This window comes from Thermomonospora cellulosilytica (assembly GCF_014138835.1).
Taxonomy (GTDB): Bacteria; Actinomycetota; Actinomycetes; order Streptosporangiales; family Streptosporangiaceae; genus Thermomonospora; species Thermomonospora amylolytica.
This window is the reverse complement of the sequence record NZ_JACJII010000001.1, coordinates 7,265,761-7,285,965: the sequence shown is the minus strand read 5'-3', so window position 1 is coordinate 7,285,965 and position 20,205 is coordinate 7,265,761. Positions and strand designations below refer to the sequence as shown.

Here is a 20,205-nt window from a genome sequence, read left to right as displayed (position 1 = left end):
TGGGAGTGTTGCTGGATCGGTCGCTGGTGCAGATCGCGGAGGCGGCGGCGGATGCTCGGGTCTTTGACCGCGAGACCGTTCGGACGGTGGCGGATGTGTGGGACAACAACACTTTCCCGCTGTTCCGCGTCGCGGTGACCGGTACCCGGCGGGGCCGGGAACGGCGGGCTCGGGCCTCGCTGGAGTGGATGGCGGCCGCGGGGGCGCAACGCCGGGAATGGATGGTGGAGCAGGCGGCGGCCGCCGGGTATCGGCTGGAACCGTTGCTGTCGCCTCGCCGGGAGGATGCCGGGCATGGGCGGGACTATCGCGGCGAGGTGATGCCGCGGCCCGTGCCGTTGACGGGGGAGGCCGTTCGGTACCTGGAGGCCGACTATGACCTGGCGGGAGCGGAGGTGCGGGCTCTCCAGGTGGAACGAGTCCGTACCCGCCTGGTCGGGTCTGTGATCGTGGCGGCCGGACGCCGGTTTTCCACGGGCGCGGAGAACGGTCCGGGCGAGCTGGCTGAGTTGCACCTGTGGCTGGAAGAGGTCACCGAAGTGCGCTTCGACTCCCGCGACGTGTCACCGGTCGCCGTGAGTGTCGAGCCGGGCGGGATCGCGGTGTCGATCGGCTCGCGCGGGATCGTCCGCGCGCATACGGCGACCGTGTGTTGCGACGACTCGTACTGGCATCTGTCGACGGCGGGACGGGAGGCCGACCGCCGGACACCGCCTCGCGAGGGGAGAACCGACAATGCGCATCCGGTGCGGGATTCTCGTCGGCTCGGTGGTGCCGCCCTGGTCGCCGCCACGGTTCTGCGTGAGGCGATGTGGGAGATCCGCTCGGTCCGCTACCCCGAATACGCGGGTCAGGTGCCGGTATCGGCGTTCTGCCGGGTGTTCGCCGGCGCGGGGTCGGCTGTGCTCGCCGCCGGTGGTCACCTCCGCGCGAGCCGTCGTGAGGAGGCCTTCCGCCGCTTGATGGAGGAATGGATCGACCGCGCCGACCCGCTGATGAAGCGGTGGTTCGCGCAGCGGCTGCGAAGCGCCGCCGACAGGACCCGGCTCTCCGAGGGCACCCGGTCATGGCTTGAGCAGCTCGCCTCCCATCTGGACTCGCTCCCGCAGCCCGATCCGAAGCCCGGTCGCAGGCGACCCACCCGGGCGGAACTGCGGCTGGCCTCCTACACGGCCGCGCATGACCGGTACGGGTCGGCGAAGGAGGCTTCGGCCACCGTCAACCTGGCCCTGCCACCGGCTCCTGGCCAAGCCCCCGACGCACCTTGGCACCTGCGCTCGCTGAAGATCGGTGGCACAGGCCGATTCCGCCTGCGCACCACGGCGTTCCACGGACCCGGCGATCTGCACATGGTGGTCGACCAGGGCGCGGTGCGCTCGTTCACCCTGTACGGGAACGCCTTCACCGTGACCGCCGGTTACCGGGATGCCTAGGGGAAGCGCTCAGCGGCCGCCGACGAGCTTTCGTTTGATCCGCCTGGTCAGTGGTGCGTTGGACCGTGACGATTCGTCGGACCGGGTGGCGGACTCGTGGGATGGGGGATCGACCAGGGCGAGTTCCTGGAGGCGTTCCTTGTCGAAGTAGCGGTCGACCAGGGTGGGGTCGGTGGTCTTGACGTAGTCGCGGGTGGGCTCGCGCAGCTGCGACCACAGCGTCATGCGCATGCAGTACGTGATCGCGGAGAGCAGGGGGGCCAGTTCGCCCGGGCCGTCCACCCGGGGGGCCGTCTGTGCTCCGCCGGGGCCCAGCGCGGGCAGCGCGGCGTCGGCGATGGTCAGCGGAACGCGTTCGGTGCTCTCGTAGCCGCCCAGCCGGCCCAGGACCTTGCCGGTGTCGCCCGCCGCCACCGGCAGGCCGTACATCCGGTCGGCCACGAACAGGTCGGCGGGGGAGGCGGAGCCGGTCACCAGCGCGGGACGCTCCGGCAGCAGAGGAACGGCGGGTGCGGCGGCGACGACCAGCCGGCCGCCGAGCCGAGTGGCCTCCTCCGCCAGCCGTTGCACCTTGCCGGGCGGGGCGGGCGGCGGGGCCACGTACACCACGGTGGTGTGGCCGCCCGCGATCACGTTGCGCACCACCTCGCGGTCGGGATCGACCCGGTCGCCGATGACCAGGGCGGCGCCCTCCGGAACGACCTGGGTGCCGCCGGCGGCGTCGCGCACCCCCTGCACGACCGCCCGGTACGCCTCCGGGGGAACGACGCCGACCGGGATGCCGTACTCGGCGTGCAGCAACGTCGGCAGGCCCGGCACCAGGTCCAGGTGCAGCATCCGCTCGATCCGGCTGCCGGCCCCGTCCGGCAGGTGGTGCATGGTCGGCCCGTACGCCGCCAGCCCCGGGCAGCACACCGTGATCGGCGCGTCGTGGAAGATCGAGGCCAGCGTCCGGCCGGTGCCCTCGGACACCGACTCGACCACCAGCCGGACCGGTCCGCCGCCCAGGTCCCATGCCCGCCGCAGCAGCCGCTCGAACAGCGGCAGTTCCTCCTGCGGCGGCGCCCACGCGGCCGGGTGCAGCGGCGCCAGTTCCTCCACCAGATCGATCACCGTGTCGAACCGGCGGGCGATCGCCGCGAAGCCTGCGGAACCGGACGGGCCGGGCCGCAGCTCGGGCACCGGGGTGTCGGCCCCGGCCAGCAGCACTCGCCGCCCCCCGGGGAGCAGGCCCGCCTCGTCCGCCGCCGCGAGGGCGAGCGCGCCCGCATGCGTCCAGGCCACCGCCAGCACGGTCATAGCGCTCCGACCTCGATTCCCAGAGTCTCGGACAGCACTCGCATCCGGTCCAGCCCCAACGCCGGAAGCGTCTCGGCCACCAGCGGCCCCGGCAGCGCCCGGATCGTCGCCACCGCCCGGGCGTGCAGTCGTTCCCGCAACTCGGGAAGCAGCCTGTCCTGCAGGTTCAGATGGCGGACGATGAGCGCCAGGTAGGTACGGACCGCTTTGCGCAGGAACCGGTCCCGGTCCGGATCGTCGGCCAGCCCGGCGAGGACGATGTCGAACGCGTCGAAGAAGTGCAGCTGCCGCTCGTCACCGATCTGGGTGAGCGAGGTGGCCACGCCGCGCCGGTAGAACACGCCCGCCAGCGACACCACCGCATAGGACTCCGCAGTGCGGAACAGCTGCCAGATGAACGGCCGGTCCGTCGCGGTCTGCACCCGCTCGTCGAACAGCAGGACCCCGGCGTCGGCGAGCTCACGGCGATAGATCCCGGTGAACACGCCCGGGTAGTCCACCATGGTGGGCTCGTGCACCGGCAGGATCGAGTCCCGCGGCGGAAGCACGATGTCCCGCCGCCCCTGCGGGGCCCGGTGCAGCACCCTGCGCCGGCCCGTCACCTGGATGTGGTCGGTGCGGAGGAAGTCGCAGCCCAGCCGCTCGATCGCGGCCACCAGGTCGAACAGGTGGCCGGGGGCCATCCAGTCGTCCCCGTCGTGGAACATGAGATAGCGGCCCTGGGCCTCGGCGATGCCGCGATTGCGGGCCGCGTTCACCCCCAGCGGCCGGTCGTGATGGACGAGCCGCAGCCCGGGCACCAGTGAACGGTGGTCCTCCACGACGTCCGGGGTGGAATCCGCCGAACCGTCGTTGACCACGATGAACTCGATGTCGTTCCGGACGTTGCCGGCCAGGCCCCGCATCATCTCGGGCACATACCGCTGCACGTCCCGAACCGGAACGATGACAGACAACACCGGCCCCGCCATCGTCACTCGCCCCTCTGGTGTCGACTCCCTTCCCTCTAGTCGCCTGACGTTTCCGAACGGTTTACGTGCCGGATTCCTTGCCCTTGAGCTTCTCGGTCTGCCGCAGCACGCTCACCGCGAACTGGCGGCGCCGGCTGCTGCGCGGCAGGACGGCGTTCAGCACCCACGGATGCGACTGCGCGACCCCGCCGGGCAGGCCCAGCGCGGTCAGCCTGCGGCGCTTGAAGTAGCGCCTGGCCCGTCCGCCGCCGTTGCGCTCCAGGTAGTCGATCGCCGTGGCGCGCAGCTCGGGGCGCGCCGAGGCCCGCATGCAGTAGGCGACGGTGGCCACCAGCGGCGCAAGCTCCGACTCGATCCGGTCCTGGCCGATCCACGGGTCGGTCAGGGTGCCGTCCGCCTTCAGCGTGGGCAGGGTGGCCTCGATGATCGTGACCGGGATCCGGTTGCTGTTCTCGTACGGGGCCAGCCTGTCCAGCAGCTCGGTCGCGCCGACCGCCGCCGCCGGGACGCCGTAGTAGCGCGCCGCCGTCACCAGCGAGGTCGAGAAGCAGCCCACGATCAGGCCCGGCCGGACCGTGGCGCACCAGGTCTCGGCCGGCACCGGCGCGTCGATCACCACCAGCCGGGCGCCCAGCCTGTCGGCCTCGGCCGCCAGCCGGGTGCTCACCGTGGCGGGCGCGGCCGGGTGCGGCTTGAACAGCACCGTCCGATGCCCGCGGGCCACCGCGCCGCGCAGCATCCTCAGGTGCAGCTCGTCCTCCTCCCGGGGGGTGAGGATGTCCAGCGCCGCCAGGTACTGGCCGACGATCAGCGCCACCTCGCCGCCGTCCGCCGGCGGGTCGGGGAACTGCTCGTCCAGGATCGGGGCGATCTCGGCGCGGACCTTGTCCAGCACCGCGCGGAAGCTCTCGTCCGGGATGGTCTGCGCCGGAACGCCGTGCTCGCGCAGCAGCTGCGGCTCCAGGCCGGGCACCAGGTCCAGGTGCAGCTGCCGGGTGATCTGCGTGCCGATGCCGTACGGCAGGGCGTTGCGGGTGGGGCCGTAGCTCATCAGGCCGTCGGAGTAGACGGTGATCTCGGCGTCGAAGAAGATCTGCGCCAGCGCCCGCGACGGCGGCACCGCGATCGACTCGACGACCAGCTCGACCGGCTCGTCGCCCAGCCCCCACCGGTCCCGCAGCCACCGCTCCAGCAGCGGCTGGTCCTCCTGCCGGGGCTCCCAGCCGCTGGGGTGCAGCGGGGCGATCTCGTCGTTCCAGTAGCGGATCTCGTCCCAGCGCGACGCCAGCGCGGCGAAACCGGGGGCCCGGTGCACCGGAGTGGACATCTCCGGCAGCGCCCCGGTGTTGCTGACCAGCAGCATCCGTCTGCGGTCCGGCGGGCCGAACTGTCCCGCGTCCATCGCGGCCGACACCGTGATCGCGCCGAACAGGGTGGAGACGAGGAAGATCTGTGTCATGGTCAGATACCGATGCCCAGCGTGGTCGCGAACAGGTCCAGCCGTTCCTTGCCCACCCCCGGGCGGACCGCGGCCAGCACGTCCGGGGGGAAGGTGCGCAGCCGTTCCCGGGCCCGGGTCCGCAGGGTGTGCCGCAGCGCCGGGGTGAGCCGCTCCCGCTCGTTCAGGTGGTGGGCGATGATGGCGCAGTAGTTCTGCACCGCCTTGAGGATGAGCCTGTCCCGGTCGGGGTCGCCGGCCAGTTCGTCGAGGACCTTGTCGAACGCGTCGAAGAAGTGCAGCTGCCGACGGTCCCCGACCTGGCTGAGCGAGTTCGCCACCTGCCGCCGGTAGAACACCCCGGACAGCGAGACCACCGCGTACGAGGACGCCCGCCGGTGCAGCCGCCAGATCCACGGCCGGTCCTCGGCGGTCAGCAGCTCCTCGTCGAAGCGCAGCAGCCCGTCCTCGAACAGCTCCCGGCGGTAGAGGCCGGCCCACGCGTACGGGTAGTCCACCATCGTCTTGGTGTGCATCGGCAGGATGCCGTCGCGGGGATCGAGCTTGACGCCGCGGCGGCCCATCGGCGCGCGGTGCACCTCGCGCCGCCGCCCGAACACCTGGATGTGGTCGGTGCGGACGAAGTCGCAGCCGAGTTCCTCGATCGCCGCCACCGCCTGCGCCAGATAACCGGGCGCCAGCCAGTCGTCACCGTCCAGGAAGGTGATGTACCGGCCGGACGAGGCGGCCATGCCGCGGTTGCGGGCACCGCTCAGCCCGACCGCCTCGTCGTTGCGCAGCACCCGGAAGTTGGGCATCCGCAGCGCGTGCTCGGCCAGGATCTGCGGGGTGGCGTCCACCGATCCGTCGTCGACCGCGATGAACTCGAAGTCCCCGCGATCGTTGTGGGTCAGGCTGAGCAGGAGGTTCCCCAGATAGGGGGCCACATCCCGCATGGGCACGATGACCGACAGGGTGGTCACCAGGACTCCGTTCCGTATCGGGTGACTGGCTCATGCACACGGTCAGACGACCGCGGCCGGGCGCGGTCGTCTGACGTGTTCTTCGCAGGTCCGGGGACCGCCCCCCGGACGGCAGGTCAGTCGGTCACCCGGCGCAGGCGGGCGCGCGGCTCCTCCTCGCCCGGGAAGACGCGCTTGACGCCGTCGCCGAGGGCCTCCTCGATGATACGGATGTCTCGGACGAGGTGCTCCAGACCGGTCGGCTCCAGGGAGGCGGCGTGGTCGGAGCCCCACATGGTGCGGTCCAAGGTGATGTGCCGCTCCACCATCACCGCGCCCATGGTCACCGCCGCCAGCGAGATCTGCAGGCCGCGCTCGTGGCCGGAGTAGCCGACCGGCACCCCGTAGCGCTCCTGCAGGGTGGCGATGGTGCGCAGGTTGGCCTCCTCGGGAGGCAGCGGGTAGGTCGAGGTGGCGTGCAGGATCACCAGCTTGTCGGTGCCGAGGATCTCCACCGCCTCGTCGATCTCCTCGATGGTGGACATCCCGGTGGACAGGATGATCGGCTTGCCGGTGGCGGCCAGCGCCCGCAGCAGCTCCCTGTCGGTGATCGACGCCGACGCCACCTTGTGGGTGACCACGTCGAACTGCTCCAGGAACTCCACCGACGGGACGTCCCACGGGGAGGCGAACCAGTCGATGCCGCGGTCGGCGGCGTACTTGGCGATCTGCTCGTACTCGTCCTTGCCGAACTCCACCCGGTGCTTGTACTCCAGGTAGGTCATCTCGCCCCACGGCGTCTGCCGCAGCTTGTTCTGCTGCTCGGGCGGAACGCAGATCTCCGGGGTGCGCTTCTGGAACTTCACCGCCTGGCAGCCGGCGTCCGCGGCGATGTTGATCAGGCGGCGGGCGATGTCGACGTCCCCGTTGTGGTTGATGCCGATCTCGCCGATCACGTAGACCGGCTTTCCGGGACCCACCTCGTGGTCGCCGATGCGCACCGGCTTGATCTCCGATGCCTGGGCAGTGCTGCTCATATGGTGCCGTCCTCGCTGTCTTGGATTCCGCGGGCCGCCAGGACCCGTTCACACAGCTCACGAACCGCCCCGGCGCCTCCGGGGCGGGTGAGCGTCACCCGTGCCGCCGCCAGCACGCCGGGATGGGCGTCCGGGACGGCGATCGGCCACCCGACCAGGGCCAGGCAACCGAGATCGTTGACGTCGTTGCCGACGTAGGCGACCCGGGCCGGGTCCAGTCCCTCGTCGGCCAGCCACTTGCGCAGCGCGGTGGCCTTGTCGGCCTGACCGTGCAGCACCGGCACGCCGAGCTTGCGGGCGCGCGCCGCCACCACCGGGTTGATCTCGGTGGACAGGATCAGCATCGGCACGCCGGCCTCGCGCAGCCGCGCCACTCCCATGCCGTCGCCGCGGCTCACCGCGACCGTCTCGCGGCCGTCCTGGTCGACGTAGGCGCGGTCGTCGGTGTGCACGCCGTCGAAGTCGGTGACCACCGCGTCCACGTCCAGCGGCTCGGGCTCGTCGGCGATCTGCGCGATCGCCCGGACCAGTTCCAGGTCGGCGGGCTCGTCCACCTCCACCGCGTGCGCGGTCGGCACCGGCTGCACGTCGATGCGGCCGAAGAACCGGTGCCGGTGCTCGCGCAGCCCCGCGGTGCGCATCACGTAGAACGCCCCGGTCTCCCGGTAGTGCGGGGCCCGGTCCTGGCGGCGCGGCCGGTGGGCGGGGTCGTGCCCCACCCCGGTGACGCCGCGCGCCCCGATCGAGCGCCACTGGAACTCGTGGGTCTCCAGCCCGGAGAACACCGAGTCGGCCTCGCCGTCCAGCACCCGCCGCACCGCCGCGTCCAGGTCGGCCGGGTCGATGAACGGGCTGGTGCACTGCACCATCACCGTCACCTCCGGCTCGCCGTCGAGCTGGTCCAGGGCGTGCAGCAGCGCCGACTCCGAGGAGGCCGTGTCGCCGCTGAGGTCGTCCGGGCGCCTGATCACCTGGGCGCCGGCGGCCCGGGCGATCAGGGCGATCTCGTCGTCGTCGGTGCTGACCGCGACCACGTCGACATGGGGCGCTGCCAAGGCGGACTTGACCGCCCGCGCGACCAGGGGACGACCGCCGACGAGGGCGAGGTTCTTACGGGGAATGCCCTTGGAACCGCCCCGGGCAGGGATGACGCAGACAACGCGCAAGATGAAAACCTGACCTCAATATGGGAGCGCTGTGAACGAACACAGAGGAAGCCCACGATAGAGGCACAAGAGCCCCAAGTGGTAGCGGAACGGTTAACGCCGCAGGTCGAACGCCCTAAGAGTTGGCCCGGCCGGAGAACAGCCAGTTCACGTCGGGTTCCACCAGCCGGCGGGTGGCGCGCACCACCGGCCGGGTGCACAGCACGGTGGCCATGACGGCGGCCGCGGCGCCCACGGCGGCCGCTCCGGTGACCGTGTGCAACCGCTCGATCTCGTAGAAATCGACCGTGCGCAGCACCTGCACGATGAATCCGTGGAAAAGGTAGGCGTACAGGGTCGCCGCCCCCAGCCCGGTGAACCAGGTGCGCCGGGCGGGCACCACCGCCAGGAACGCGAACACCAGCACGGTCGCCGCCAGCAGCATCGCCGTGCGCACGACGGTGCCGGTCACGTTGCTCATGCCGAGGGCGTGGTGCGGGTCGTTCCAGAAGATCAGGTCGATGGTCCAGCCGCGGCCCACCGTCAGCGCCCCGGCGAACGCCGCCGCCAGGACCAGCGCGCCCGCCGCCCGCGCCGCGGGCCGCTTGAGCGGCTCGAAGTGCTCCGGCCGCAGCATCAGCCCCAGCACGTAGAACGGCAGCAGCCCGAGCAGCCGCGGCAGCGTCAGGTCGCGGGGCAGGTCGGTCATGAACGCCAGCAGGCACACGCCCACCGCGACCCCCAGCGGCCAGCGGATCCGCTGCCACAGCGGGGTGGACAGCCGCCACAGGAACAGCGCCAGCAGGAACCACATCAGGTACGAGGACCGCTGCAGGCTGATCTCCAGCGGCTTGCCGCCCGAGACCGCCCAGAAGTACAGCGAGTACAGCGTCTCGAAGATCGCGTACGGGACGAGGAGCTGGACGACCAGCTTGCGGGTGCGGTCCCGGGACCGGGTGAACCCGCGCGACAGGTAGCCGGTGACCACGATGAACACCGGCATGTGGAACAGGTAGACGAACACGTAGGCGGCGCGCACCGCGGGCACGTCGCGCAGCGACTCGACCGCGTGGAACACCACCACCAGCACGATCGCCAGGAACTTGGCGTTGTCGAAGTAGGGGTCGCGGACCTTGGCGGGCGGCGCGGCGGCCGCGGCGGCCGGGCCCTTGGACCCGGCCGGCCGCGCCGCCACGGCCACCTCAGACGCGGCCATAGGAGTCTTCGAGCCGCTCGATGTCGTCCTCGTCGAAGTGCCCGAAGGCGATCTCCAGCACCCGCACCGCGGGCCCGGACGAGCTCATCCGGTGGGTCTGCCCGGCCCGGATCATCACCCGCCGGCCGACCTCGGGCTCGATCCGCTCCCCGGCGACCTCGAACACCGCCCCGGGGTCCAGCGCCACCCACAGCTCGTCGCGGTGCCTGTGCCGCTGCAGGCTGAGCCGCTGGCCCGGGGCCACGTGGATGATCTTGACGGTGGACTGCTCGTTCCAGGTGAACCGCTCGAAGCCGCCCCACGGGCGCTGCTCGGTGTAGATCTCCGGCTCGTCGATACGGGACGTGGGGGAGGTCAAGATGTCAGCTCCATCGTGTCATCGGTGGATCGGGAGACCGCGGAGCGCCGTTCATCGGCACGGCTCCGCTTCGACCAGAGAGCGCACGGAACCGCCGCATCGGCCTCGCCGGGCCGGTTCACCGCGCGCATCCCGGACCGTACCGTGCTCAGCGGCGTTCGTACAGATAGACCGTCCCGCCGCGGAACCGCCACCGGCCCGCCTGGTCCCAGTCCTCCGACCGCTGGAACTCCTCGTCCTTGACCCGCTCCCACGAGCCCGGACCGCCCTCCAGCCCGGAGCGGTCGACGTACCAGACACGCCGCAGGCCCGCCGCCCGCCGTCGCAGGGTCGCAACGTCGGATATCTCACTTCCCTGCAGGTCGGCGACCTGGTCGGCGGGCCGGTCCAGGGTCAGGTCGGACAGCCCCGCGAACGCCTGCGGATCGGCGGCGACGATCCGGCGGTAGAGCGCCTCCTCGAACACCAGCCCGTCGCCGGGCCGCCGGTGCTCGGCGATGATCCGGGCCACCCGCTCCACGTCGTCGGGCCGGGAGCCGGCCGTCCGCACCTCCAGGTGCATGGGCACGGTCAGCGCGAGCATCGCCGCCAGCGCCGGGACCGCCCCCCACAGCGGCATGGCGCGCAGGCCCATGGCGGTGAGCAACGCCACACCCGGCACCGCGAAGATCACGTACCGCAGCCAGTAGACCGGTTCGACCAGCGAGACGGCCAGCAGCAGGGCGGGCGGCAGCACCGCCCAGGCCGTCGCCAGGATCCGCAGGTCCACCGGCGCGCCGGGGGAGGGCCGCCGCCACCAGGCCACCACCGCCAGCACCACCACCGGGGCGATCAGGATCCGGTCGCCGGCGAACGCGTCCAGCAGCCGCTGCACCGTCTCCGCGTCGGGTGCGGTGATCCAGTTCACCTGCTTGGTCCGCTGCTCCAGCGCCAGCGGCAGGACCGGCAGGAACGCCGCCGTCCCCGCGGCGGCGGCCGGCGCCCACCGGGTCAGCAGGGCGCGGTCGCGGCGCACCGTCCACAGCGCGGCCAGATGCGCCGGCAGGATCAGCAGCGTGAACAGCTGGATCCAGCCGACCAGCGCCACCGAGACCGCGTAGCCCGCGAACCAGCGGGGGGTCCGCGCCTCCAGCGCCCGCACCAGCAGATACGTCGAGACGGCCGCCAGCGCGGTCGCGATCGTGTACTGGCGGGCCTCCTGCGCGTACCGCGACAGCACCGGCGAGGCCGCCACCAGCAGGCCGGCCACGAGCCCCACCCGGGCGTCGGCCAGCCGCCGTCCCAGCGCGGCCACCACCGCGGCTGCGACGGCCAGCGCCAGCGCCGACGGCAGCCGGATCGCCAGGTCGCCGGTGCCGAACACGGCCGTCCAGACGTGCATGAACAGGTAGTACAGGCCGTGCACCGCGTCGATGTTGCCCAGCAGCCGCAGCAGGTCGGGCAGCGAACGCTCCGCGGCCGCCGACAGGGTGGCCGCCTCGTCCCGCCACAGCGGCGGCACGGTGATCCGCCACAGCCCGACCGCCAGCGCCGCCAGCGCCGGGACGGCCGGCACCGCCCAGCGCACCGGGTCCCGCGTCACCTGCTCCCGCGCTCGCGCAGGGCGCGCGTCCGGTCGGACACTCCCCACCGGGTGACCCGCCACATCGCCTCCGCCATGACGTCCCTGCTCATCTTGCTGTTTCCGCGCTCGCGCTCGATGAACGTGATGGGCACCTCGGCCACCCGCAGCCCGGCCCGCACCGCCCGGTACGCCAGGTCGATCTGGAAGCAGTACCCGCGCGAGTCCACCCCGTCGAGCCCGATCTTGTGCAGCGCCGACGCCCGGTACGCCCGGTAGCCGCCGGTCGAGTCGTGCAGCGGCACCCCCAGCAGCAGCCGCGCGTAGGTGTTGGCGCCGCGCGACAGCGCCTCCCGCTTGAGCGGCCAGTTGACCACCCGGCCGCCGGGCACGTAGCGGGCGCCGATCACCACGTCGGCGCGCACCAGCGCCGTCAGCAGCGCGGGCAGCTCCTCGGGCTGGTGGGAGCCGTCGGCGTCCATCTCCACCAGCACGTCGTAGCCGCGGTCCAGGGCCCAGCCGAACCCGGCGATGTAGGCCGCGCCGAGCCCCTCCTTGCCCTGGCGATGCAGCACGTGGACCTGCCCGTCGCCGGCCGCCAGCCGGTCGGCCAGCTCCCCGGTGCCGTCCGGGCTGGCGTCGTCGACCACCAGCACGTCCACCGCAGGCACCGCCGCCCGCACCCGGGCCACGATCGGCTCCAGGTTCTCCCGCTCGTTGTACGTCGGGATGATCACCAGCACCCGGCCGAGTTCCTGCGGAACCTGCACCGGAGGCTCCCCCTTTCCATGCGCGGTGACGCCGGGGGCGTCCCCTATGGTGTTCTGCATCGCCCCGTCGCCGCGGGGACCGTCCGGCCCTGGGCGGGCCGCTGCCGTTCGGTGTGCGATCTTTCCGTAGATCATTCCGGCGTGCGCGGGAAACTCCCGATCCGCTTGGTGCCGCCCGGGCAGTTCTGGTGGGAATGGAGCGGAGTGAAAGCAGCAGTCCGCCTGGTCTTGGCGCACGGGCCGTTCGCCCTCGTGGTGGTGGCCGCGGTGGCGGTCCGCCGGCTCGCCATGCTGGGGTATCCGTCGGTGCTGTGGTTCGTCGGCGACTCCTACACCTATCTGCAGGGCGCGCTGGAGCTCGAGCCCTCCGACCTGCGGCCCAGCGGCTACTCGATCTTCCTGTGGCTGCTGGGGCCGGCGCACAGCTTCACGGTGGTGCTGGCCGTGCAGCACGCGGTGGGCGTCGCGATCGGCGTGCTGGTGTACGCGGTGGTGTGGCGTGCCGCGCGGGCGGCGTGGCCGGACCGGATCTGGCTGCCGGGCCTGGTGGCGACCCCGTTCGCCGCGCCGGTGCTGCTGGACGGGTACCTGCTCCAGCTCGGGCACCTGCTGATGGCCGACCTGCTGTTCACGTTCTGGGTGACGGCGGCGGTCACGGTGGTGCTGTGGCGGCGGCGGATGACCTGGTGGACGGGGGCGCTGGCCGGGCTGCTGGTCGCCTTCGGCGCGCTGACCCGTTCGGTGGGGCTGCCGCTGCTGGTGGTGGTGCTGGTGGGCATGGCGGCCCGCCGCGCCGGGTGGCGCGCCATGGCGGCGGCCGTGGCGGCCTGCGCGCTCCCGGTGCTCGGCTACATGGCCTGGTTCGAGTCGGTGCACGGCAGGTTCGCCATGACCAAGACCGACCAGATCTTCCTGTACGGCCGGACCGTCGACTTCGCCGACTGCTCCAGGATCCGGCCGCGGCCTGAGGTGGCGGTCATGTGCCGCGACCACCTGGAGCCCCACCCGCAGATCGCCCCCGCCTTCGGGGCGCTGTGGGGCGAGGACTCGCCGTTCAGGCGGATGCCGGACGGGATCCGCAGCCCCCAGGCCAACGAGCTGGCGGGGGAGTTCGCCTGGGCGGCCATCCGGGAACAGCCCGGGGACTACGTGCGCGTCGTCGTCCGCGACACCTTCCGCGCCTTCGAGTGGGAGCGCAGGCCCTATCCCACGCCGTGGACGGCCCGCGGTTACGAGTTCCGCGAAGGCGCGTCGCTGCGCGAGTCGTACGCCGAGCTCGCCTACCCCTACGGCGGGGACACGGCCGTCGCCAGGGTCGTCGAGCCGTACGGCGGGTGGGTCCGCGCCTACCAGGACGTGGTGTACCTGCGCGGGCCGATGCTGGGCGGCCTGCTGCTGGTCGGGCTGGCGGGCATGGTGGTGCGGATCCGGCGGCTGGGCGGCCCGGTGCTGCTGCCCTGGTCGGTGGGGCTGGCCCTGCTGGTGGTCCCGGCGGCGACCGCCGACTTCGACCCCCGGTACGTCCTGCCCGCGCTGCCGTTCGCCGCGATGGCCGCCGGGCTGGCGCTCGTCCCGGCCGCCCGCCGCCCCGAGCCCGCCACCCCTGCCGAGACCGCCGAGACCGCCGCTCCGAAGCCCGATCCCGAGCCGGATCCCGACGAGCGGTCCGCCGAGACCGTCCGCCGCCCGCACGGCTCAGGCGACCGCAGCACGGCCGAGATCGCCTGACCCGCTTGTCAGCGGCCCGGAGGGCGTTCTGCGGGGAGAACCGTCACGACAGCAGCAGGTCCACCACCCGGGCGGCGGCCCGGCCGTCGTCCAGCGGGCAGTACCGGTCGCGGAACGCGCGGAGCGCCGCCGCGTGCGCCAGGGCCGTCCCGTCCAGGTCGCGCAGCGCGTCGATCACCTCGTCCGTCGTGCGCAGCAGCGGCCCCGGGGCCTCGGTGGCCAGGTCGAGGTACGCGCCGCGCAGCTCGCCGGTGCGCGACTCCAGGTCCGGGGTGAAGAACAGGATCGGCCGGCCCGTCCCGGCGAAGTCGAACATCACCGAGGAGTAGTCGGTGATCAGCGCGTCGGCGATCAGGAGCAGCTCGCCGGTCTCCGGGTATCCGGTGACGTCGATCACCCGGGAGCCGGTGCCCGCCGTCCGCACCAGCACCGCGAACTCCTCGCCGAGCGCCTCGGCCAGCCGCTCGGCGTCCATGGCCGGGTGCGCCTGCCGTTCCCGGGGCGGATGGGCGTCGTCACGCCCGGCCGGCGCGTACAGCACCACCCGGCGGTCGGCCGCGATGCCCAGCCGCCGCCGCACCTGCATGGCCCGCGCGTGCCGGTCGGCCGCGTGCAGCAGGTCGTTGCGCGGCCAGCCGGACTCGATCACCTCGCCGTCGTACCGGAACGCCTTGCGCAGCATCTCGGTGACGTACGGGCCGGGGGACAGCAGGCCGTCCCACATCGGCACGTCCTCCAGGTAACGGTGCGGCCCCGGGGAGCCGGGCGCGGTCCGCCCGCTCCGGGCCAGGTCGAAGGCGATGTGCCCGTACGGGGTGCCGTGCCAGGTCTGCAGGTAGTACTGGCCGTCGCGCTTGACGAAGCCCTGCGGCTGCAGGCCGTTGGTGACGATGACGCGGGCCGACGCGACCGTCTCGTGGTACTCGGTGCTGCCGCGCAGCACCGCACGGCCGCCGGGGACCCGGAACTGGCCGTCGGCGGTCGACCACACCGGCTCCAGGTCCACGCCGCGCCGGACCAGCTCCTCGTGGATCGCCTTCGGGTTGCAGGAGTACTCCCGGCCGGAGAAGCTCTCGAACAGCACCACGTCCCGTATCGGGGCGGTGTTCGCGGCCGAGTAGTACCGCAGCCTGAGCCGCCGCTGCGCGTACCGGCCGCGCTCCTCGTCGGTGAGCGCGGTGCGGATCCGCACCGACAGCAGCTCTCCCCGGTACGGGCCGACCGTCAGCTCGTGCACGCCCGCGACCCGCGGGCCGGGCAGCGCGTCCCGGGCGGTGCGGTCCACCACCACCGGCACCTCGCCCGCGGGGCCGGGCGCCCACAGCTCCCAGCGGCCCGACGGCAGCGGCAGGACGCCCTGCGGCGTCGGGCGTTCGGTGGTGACCAGCGCGGTGAACTCCGCGCCGTCCCAGGTCACCGGGACCTCGTGCACGTCGCCGGTGCGGCTGTGGCGCAGCGCCAGCCGGCCGGGGCGGGTGCCGGGGTCGGCGCACGAGCCGGTCAGCCGCAGCGTGCGCGCGTCGATCCACTCGGCGGCGGTCGCCACCGGCCGGGGCGGGCGCTCGCTGAGCGTCAGGTTGCCGTGCCTGGTGCCGACCAGCCGGTACTCGCGCCCGCCGACGACGGTCCGGGCGTCGCACAGGTCGGCCCGTGCCGCCAGGCGCAGCCGCTCGCCCCGCGCCGCCAGGTACACGTCCCGATCGACGCCGCCGGTCCCGTCCTGCGGCCCGGAGCCGGTGTCCCGCCCGGCCAGGGCGGCCGGATCGATCCGGGCGGTGAAGGTCACCCGGCCCCGCCGCCTCCCGGTGACGGTCACCGGCTGCTCCACCGTGGCCCGGCTCCGCCGGGGCGCCAGGGCCAGCCGGCCGTCCTGGGCGAGGCCGGCGTCCTGCCTGTGCACCCATCCGGTCAGCTCGATGACGCCGCCGTCCGTCCGCGCCTCGGTGACCAGCGCCCGGACCGGCCGCACGTCGATCACCAGCTCGTCGGCGCGGGTGTACCCGGGGCTGATCCGCAGCCCGGAGTCGGTCTCGTGGGCCGGCGGCCGCAGCGCCGCGCCCGTGGGGCCGGTCAGCCGGGTGCGGTGCCGGACCCCGCCCGCGGTCACCGTCACGAACACGTGCCAGGTGCCCGCCGACCTGCCCAGCCTGGCCCCGTCCAGCTCGACCGCGAACGCGGACCAGTCCTGGCAGGCGGTGGCCTGGCCGCTGGCGGCGGTGATCTCGGGCCGCCGCAGCCGCTCCACCCGCGGGCGCAGCACCCGGGGGATGAACCGCCTGATCCGGCGGCGGACCTCGACCTCGATGACGGAGTCCTCGGGCCGGGCGGTCTCCAGCCGGTCGACGTAGGCGTGCCCCTCGATGCGCAGCCGCCCGTCCCGCCAGGTGATCTCGTGGATCCCCGTCACCGGCGCCAGCTCGTGCTCGGGCGACAGCTCGTACAGGTGGTCGGGGAACCGCGGGTCGCCCAGGAACGGGTAGTCGCCGTACCAGGCGTCCGATCCGGGCCGGCGGACGACGCCGGTGCGGTTGGGGTCGCGCTTGGCGAACGAGACGATCCGCACCAGCTCCGGCGCCATCCGCCGCCGCACGGCGTGGAACTTCAGCCGCTCGATCGCCGGCAGCTTCGCCGGCAGCCCCGGGTCGATCCGGTCGAGATGGTCGTTGACCAGGTCCAGGAGCGTCTCCCGGTAGGCGTCGTCGCCCCGGTCGGCCGCGTCGAGGTAGATGCGGATGTCGCTGAGCAGCGCGTACCGGTCGTAGACGTCCTTGAGCTCGGGGCAGTTGGCGGCCAGGAAGTCGGACGCGGCGCGGACCGAGCGGATCCGGGCGGCCAGGTTGCCCGGCTCGGTGCGCCGCTGCGTGATGGAGCGCTCGCCCGACTCGCGGATCCGCCAGTGGTAGACCGGCTCGCGCAGCACGTCCACCGAGCCGGCCAGCACGTGCGCCGGGACGGTCACCGGGGCGTCCTCGTACAGGCCGGGCGGGAAGCGGAAGCCGTGCCGGTCCCAGAACGAGCGGCGGAACACCTTGTTCCAGGCGGTCCGGTCGTTCAGCAGTTCGGGGAACTCGCGCACGTGGGTCCTGCGCCGGGCGACCCGGAAGATGCCCTCGTGCAGGCTCGAGGGGGTCACGCCCTGGACGCCGATCCGGCGCACGCCGCCGCAGGCGATGTCGGAGCCGGTCTTCTCCAGGCTGGAGACCATCAGCTCGTAGGCGTCCGGGGGGACCACGTCGTCGCTGTCGGCGAACGCCAGGTACTTCCCGGTGGCGTGCGGCACCCCGGCGTTGCGGGCGGGGCCGAGCCCGGCGTTGGGCTGCTGGACCAGCCGGAACCGCGGGTCGCGCTCGGCGAACTCCTTGGCGATCGCGGCGCCGCCGTCGGTCGACCCGTCGTCGACCATGATCACCTCGAGCTCCCGCAGGCTCTGCCGTTCCAGCGACTCGAGGCATTCCCGCAGGTAGGGCTCGACGTTGTAGAACGGTACGACGACGCTCAGCAGGGGTGACACGGTTCTCCAGGTCGGATGGCGCGATCGCGCGACTCGGCTGCGCGGCCCGGCACCGGAGCGGTGGCCTCGGGTGAATGGGCGGCAAGCGGAAGGTTAACCGACTTCGGCCGACGTGCGGACTCCGCCGGGAACCGTCGCGGTGTTCCCGATCACGCCGCTTGGGGGCCGTTCCGCCGGATCCGGGCGGGCTCTTCCCGGCTAGTTCCCCTTGCCCGCCGGGACATTCCGGGAGTCGGCCGGCCGGCGCAGCCCGGTGAACATGCGGCCGGCGTCCGGCTCCACCAGCCAGCGGAACGTCCTGACCACCGGCGGGGTGCACAGCAGCGTCCCGACCGCCAGCGCGATCGCCGCCATCGCCAGCACGCCCGGGACCGAGTGCCACATCTCCAGGTCGTCGAACCCGCTGTAGGTCATCAGCCGGGTCCCGAAGCCGTGCAGCAGGTAGGCGTACAGCGTCGCCGCCCCGAGCCCGGTGAACCAGGTCCGGCGGCGCGGCACCAGCGACAGGAACGCGGCGATCAGGACCACCGCGACGACCATCATGGCCAGCCGCATCGCGGTCCCGGTGAGGTGGTCCACGCCGAACTCCGAGTGCGGGTGCTTCCAGTACACCCAGTCGACGGCCATGTGCCGGTGGGCGACGAACGCGACCGCGAGCGCACCCGCCAGCGTCAGCGCCCCCAGCACCCGGGCGACCGGCCGGTGCAGCAGCGCGAAGTGCTCGCGGCGCAGCAGCAGCCCCAGCACGTAGAACGGCAGCAGCCCCAGCGTGCGGTGCAGTTCCAGCTCGTCGCCCAGGTCGTCCAGGTACGACAGCAGCGAGATCCCCACCGCGACCGCCAGCGGCCAGCGGATCTGCTGCCACACCGGGGTGGACAGCCGCCACCAGAACAGCGCCAGCAGGAACCACGTCAGGTAGTACGGGTCCAGCAGGCTGAGGGACAGCTCGTTGCCGCCGACCGCCCAGTTGTACATCGAGTACAGGAACTCGAACAGCAGGTAGGGGACGGCGAGCTGGAGGACGAGCTTGCGCGCCTTGCCCGACCCGAACGTGAAGTTCCGCGACAGGTACCCGGTGACCAGGATGAACAGCGGCATGTGGAACAGGTAGATGGTCAGGTACGCCGCCCCCGCCAGGGGCACGTCGCGCAGCCCGACCAGTGAGTGCCCCACGACCACCAGCAGGATCGCCAGGAACTTGGCGTTGTCGAAGTAGGGGTCGCGTTCCTTGCGCGGACGCGGCGCCGGGGCCTGCGCGGCCTGCTGGGCCTGCACGGCCCGGGGCGCCGCGATGCCGGGGTCGCTGAGCTGCGTCATGGGTTCCGGGGTTCCAGCGGAAGGGGTCAGGACTTGCAGATGTCGTCGGTGGCGCGGACCTCGTCCTGCTGCCGGGGGATGCCGGACTGGCGGGGCTTGAGCGAGGTCCAGTCCGCGCCGAGCACCAGGTCGACCATGCCGGGAGCGGCGCCCTGGGCGCCCGGGGCGGGCTTGCCGGCGTCCGGCACCACCTCGGCCAGCGCGGCGGCCTGGTGGTCGGCGCCCGGCCCGTACAGCACCTGGGTGTTCCGGCCGGCGGGCCGGTTGCCCACCTCGACGACCCGGAACCCGCGGTCGGTCAGCTCGTCGGCGACCCGGCGGGCCAGCCCGTCGACGCCGCTGGCGTTGTAGACCCGCACCCGCACCTGGCTGGGCGGGATCTTGGGGGCGGCGGTGCCGCCGGTCCTGGTCTCCTGGATCCCGGTGTCGTGCCGGATCGCGGTGAAGAACTGGTTGGCGTCGGGCTGGCGCAGCGCCACCCGGTTGGGGTCGGGGGCGTAGGCGGTCCACGGCACGGTGACGAAGCGCAGCTTGCCGGCGGTCAGCCCCTGCATCCCGCGGGCGATCTTGGTCATCGCCGCCACGTCCAGGTCCTCGTCGGCGGTCAGCGACTTGGTGGTCGCGCTGAGCAGCGAGTTCAGGGTGCCGGGGTTGCTCAGCACGCCGGCCGACAGCGCCTTCTTGGCCAGCGAGGCCATGAACTGCTGCTGCCGTTTGATGCGGTCCAGGTCCGAGCCGTCGCCCAGCGCCTTGCGGGAGCGCACGTAGGCCAGCGCGGTCTCGCCCTTGATGGTGTGCCTGCCCTTGCTCAGCCGCAGCTTGGCCTGCGGGTCGTAGACGTTCTTGGGCACGCAGACGTCGACCCCGCCGATGGCGTTGGTGATGTTCTTGAAGCCGACGAAGTCGACCTGCAGGAAGTGGTCGATCTTGATCTGGGTGAGCCGTTCGATGGTCTTGACCGTGCAGGGCGCCCCGCCCCGGGTGAACGACTCGTTGATCATCGCGACGCTGGAGGCCGGGACGGTGCTGCCGTCACGGGCCTTGCAGTCGGGGATCGGCACCATCAGGTCGCGCGGGAAGCTGATGCCCATCGCCTGCTCGCCGCCGGGGGACAGGTGCAGCAGGATCATGGTGTCCGACCGCGGCGGGTCGTTGACCATGCTCCGGCCGTACTTGGCGTTGGCGCCGGTCCGGGTGTCGGAGCCGAGCAGCAGGATGTTCAGGGCGTCGTTGAGCTTCTCCGGGCGCGGGCCGTAGTTGATGGACTCCCGGGAGATGTTGCCGTTCAGCTTCCGGTAGTAGCCGTACAGGCCCAGGCTCGAGCACACCAGGGTGACCGACAGGCCGATGGCGACCCAGCCGAGGATGCGCCAGCCGCGCCGGTGCTCCTCCGGCGCCGGATCTGCGTCATCGACGTACTCCATGTACATCGGGTTGCTGTTCATGGGCTCCTGCGGTC

15 protein-coding genes are annotated in these 20,205 nt (G+C 72.6%); 2 read left to right on the top strand and 13 right to left on the bottom strand.

From position 1 onward, the window contains the following. Positions 1-26: 26 nt before the first annotated feature. On the top strand, positions 27-1,433 hold the full coding sequence (locus HNR21_RS34140; RefSeq protein ID WP_182708354.1) for a hypothetical protein: 1,407 nt from the start codon (positions 27-29) through the stop codon (positions 1,431-1,433). Positions 1,434-1,442: 9 nt separating this feature from the next. Here the strand turns inward: HNR21_RS34140 and HNR21_RS34135 are convergent, their stop codons facing one another. The 10 genes from HNR21_RS34135 to HNR21_RS34090 form a co-directional block, all read right to left on the bottom strand. Next, positions 1,443-2,732, bottom strand: a complete 1,290-nt coding sequence (locus tag HNR21_RS34135) for a hypothetical protein (RefSeq protein ID WP_182708353.1) — start codon at positions 2,730-2,732, stop codon at positions 1,443-1,445. Continuing rightward, positions 2,729-3,703 carry a glycosyltransferase family 2 protein gene (locus HNR21_RS34130; RefSeq protein ID WP_119728645.1) on the bottom strand — a complete coding sequence of 325 codons (975 nt, stop codon included), beginning with the start codon at positions 3,701-3,703 and terminating at the stop codon, positions 2,729-2,731. The genes HNR21_RS34135 and HNR21_RS34130 overlap by 4 nt, the downstream gene beginning before the upstream one ends. A gap of 61 nt (positions 3,704-3,764) precedes the next feature. Then, positions 3,765-5,162, bottom strand: coding sequence for an alpha-2,8-polysialyltransferase family protein (locus tag HNR21_RS34125; protein ID WP_182708352.1), 1,398 nt, complete (start codon positions 5,160-5,162; stop codon positions 3,765-3,767). Positions 5,163-5,164: 2 nt separating this feature from the next. Then, complete coding sequence (locus HNR21_RS34120; protein WP_182708351.1) at positions 5,165-6,124, bottom strand: glycosyltransferase family 2 protein; 960 nt, start codon at positions 6,122-6,124, stop codon at positions 5,165-5,167. Between the two features lie 116 nt (positions 6,125-6,240). Then, complete coding sequence (locus tag HNR21_RS34115) at positions 6,241-7,140, bottom strand: N-acetylneuraminate synthase family protein (protein WP_119728648.1); 900 nt, start codon at positions 7,138-7,140, stop codon at positions 6,241-6,243. Beyond that, positions 7,137-8,306: an acylneuraminate cytidylyltransferase gene (locus HNR21_RS34110; RefSeq protein ID WP_182708350.1), complete on the bottom strand. Its 1,170-nt coding sequence runs from the start codon at positions 8,304-8,306 to the stop codon at positions 7,137-7,139. Before HNR21_RS34110 ends, HNR21_RS34115 begins: the two co-directional genes overlap by 4 nt. 115 nt (positions 8,307-8,421) lie before the next feature. Beyond that, positions 8,422-9,501 carry an acyltransferase family protein gene (locus HNR21_RS34105; RefSeq protein ID WP_182708349.1) on the bottom strand — a complete coding sequence of 360 codons (1,080 nt, stop codon included), beginning with the start codon at positions 9,499-9,501 and terminating at the stop codon, positions 8,422-8,424. Continuing rightward, positions 9,488-9,859, bottom strand: coding sequence for a phosphomannose isomerase type II C-terminal cupin domain (locus HNR21_RS34100; protein WP_220500405.1), 372 nt, complete (start codon positions 9,857-9,859; stop codon positions 9,488-9,490). The genes HNR21_RS34105 and HNR21_RS34100 overlap by 14 nt, the downstream gene beginning before the upstream one ends. A 148-nt stretch (positions 9,860-10,007) precedes the next feature. Next, positions 10,008-11,441, bottom strand: a complete 1,434-nt coding sequence (locus tag HNR21_RS34095) for a glycosyltransferase family 39 protein (RefSeq protein WP_182708348.1) — start codon at positions 11,439-11,441, stop codon at positions 10,008-10,010. Further along, positions 11,438-12,190, bottom strand: coding sequence for a polyprenol monophosphomannose synthase (locus HNR21_RS34090; RefSeq protein WP_233359086.1), 753 nt, complete (start codon positions 12,188-12,190; stop codon positions 11,438-11,440). Before HNR21_RS34090 ends, HNR21_RS34095 begins: the two co-directional genes overlap by 4 nt. Positions 12,191-12,394: 204 nt before the next feature. Here HNR21_RS34090 and HNR21_RS34085 point away from each other — a divergent pair, with 204 nt between their 5' ends. Then, the gene (locus tag HNR21_RS34085) at positions 12,395-13,918 is read left to right on the top strand and encodes a hypothetical protein (protein ID WP_182708347.1); all 1,524 of its coding nucleotides are present in this window, start codon (positions 12,395-12,397) and stop codon (positions 13,916-13,918) included. Positions 13,919-13,961: 43 nt separating this feature from the next. Here the strand turns inward: HNR21_RS34085 and HNR21_RS34080 are convergent, their stop codons facing one another. The 3 genes from HNR21_RS34080 to HNR21_RS34070 all read right to left on the bottom strand — a co-directional run bounded on the left by HNR21_RS34080 (position 13,962) and on the right by HNR21_RS34070 (position 20,191). Next, complete coding sequence (locus tag HNR21_RS34080) at positions 13,962-17,429, bottom strand: bifunctional glycosyltransferase/CDP-glycerol:glycerophosphate glycerophosphotransferase (protein WP_182708346.1); 3,468 nt, start codon at positions 17,427-17,429, stop codon at positions 13,962-13,964. Between the two features lie 198 nt (positions 17,430-17,627). Beyond that, positions 17,628-18,746, bottom strand: a complete 1,119-nt coding sequence (locus HNR21_RS34075; protein WP_182708345.1) for an acyltransferase family protein — start codon at positions 18,744-18,746, stop codon at positions 17,628-17,630. A 26-nt stretch (positions 18,747-18,772) separates the two neighbouring features. Next, a complete protein-coding gene (locus HNR21_RS34070; protein ID WP_119728656.1) occupies positions 18,773-20,191 on the bottom strand; it encodes an LCP family protein in 1,419 nt (472 codons plus the stop codon). Positions 20,192-20,205 lie beyond the last annotated feature (14 nt).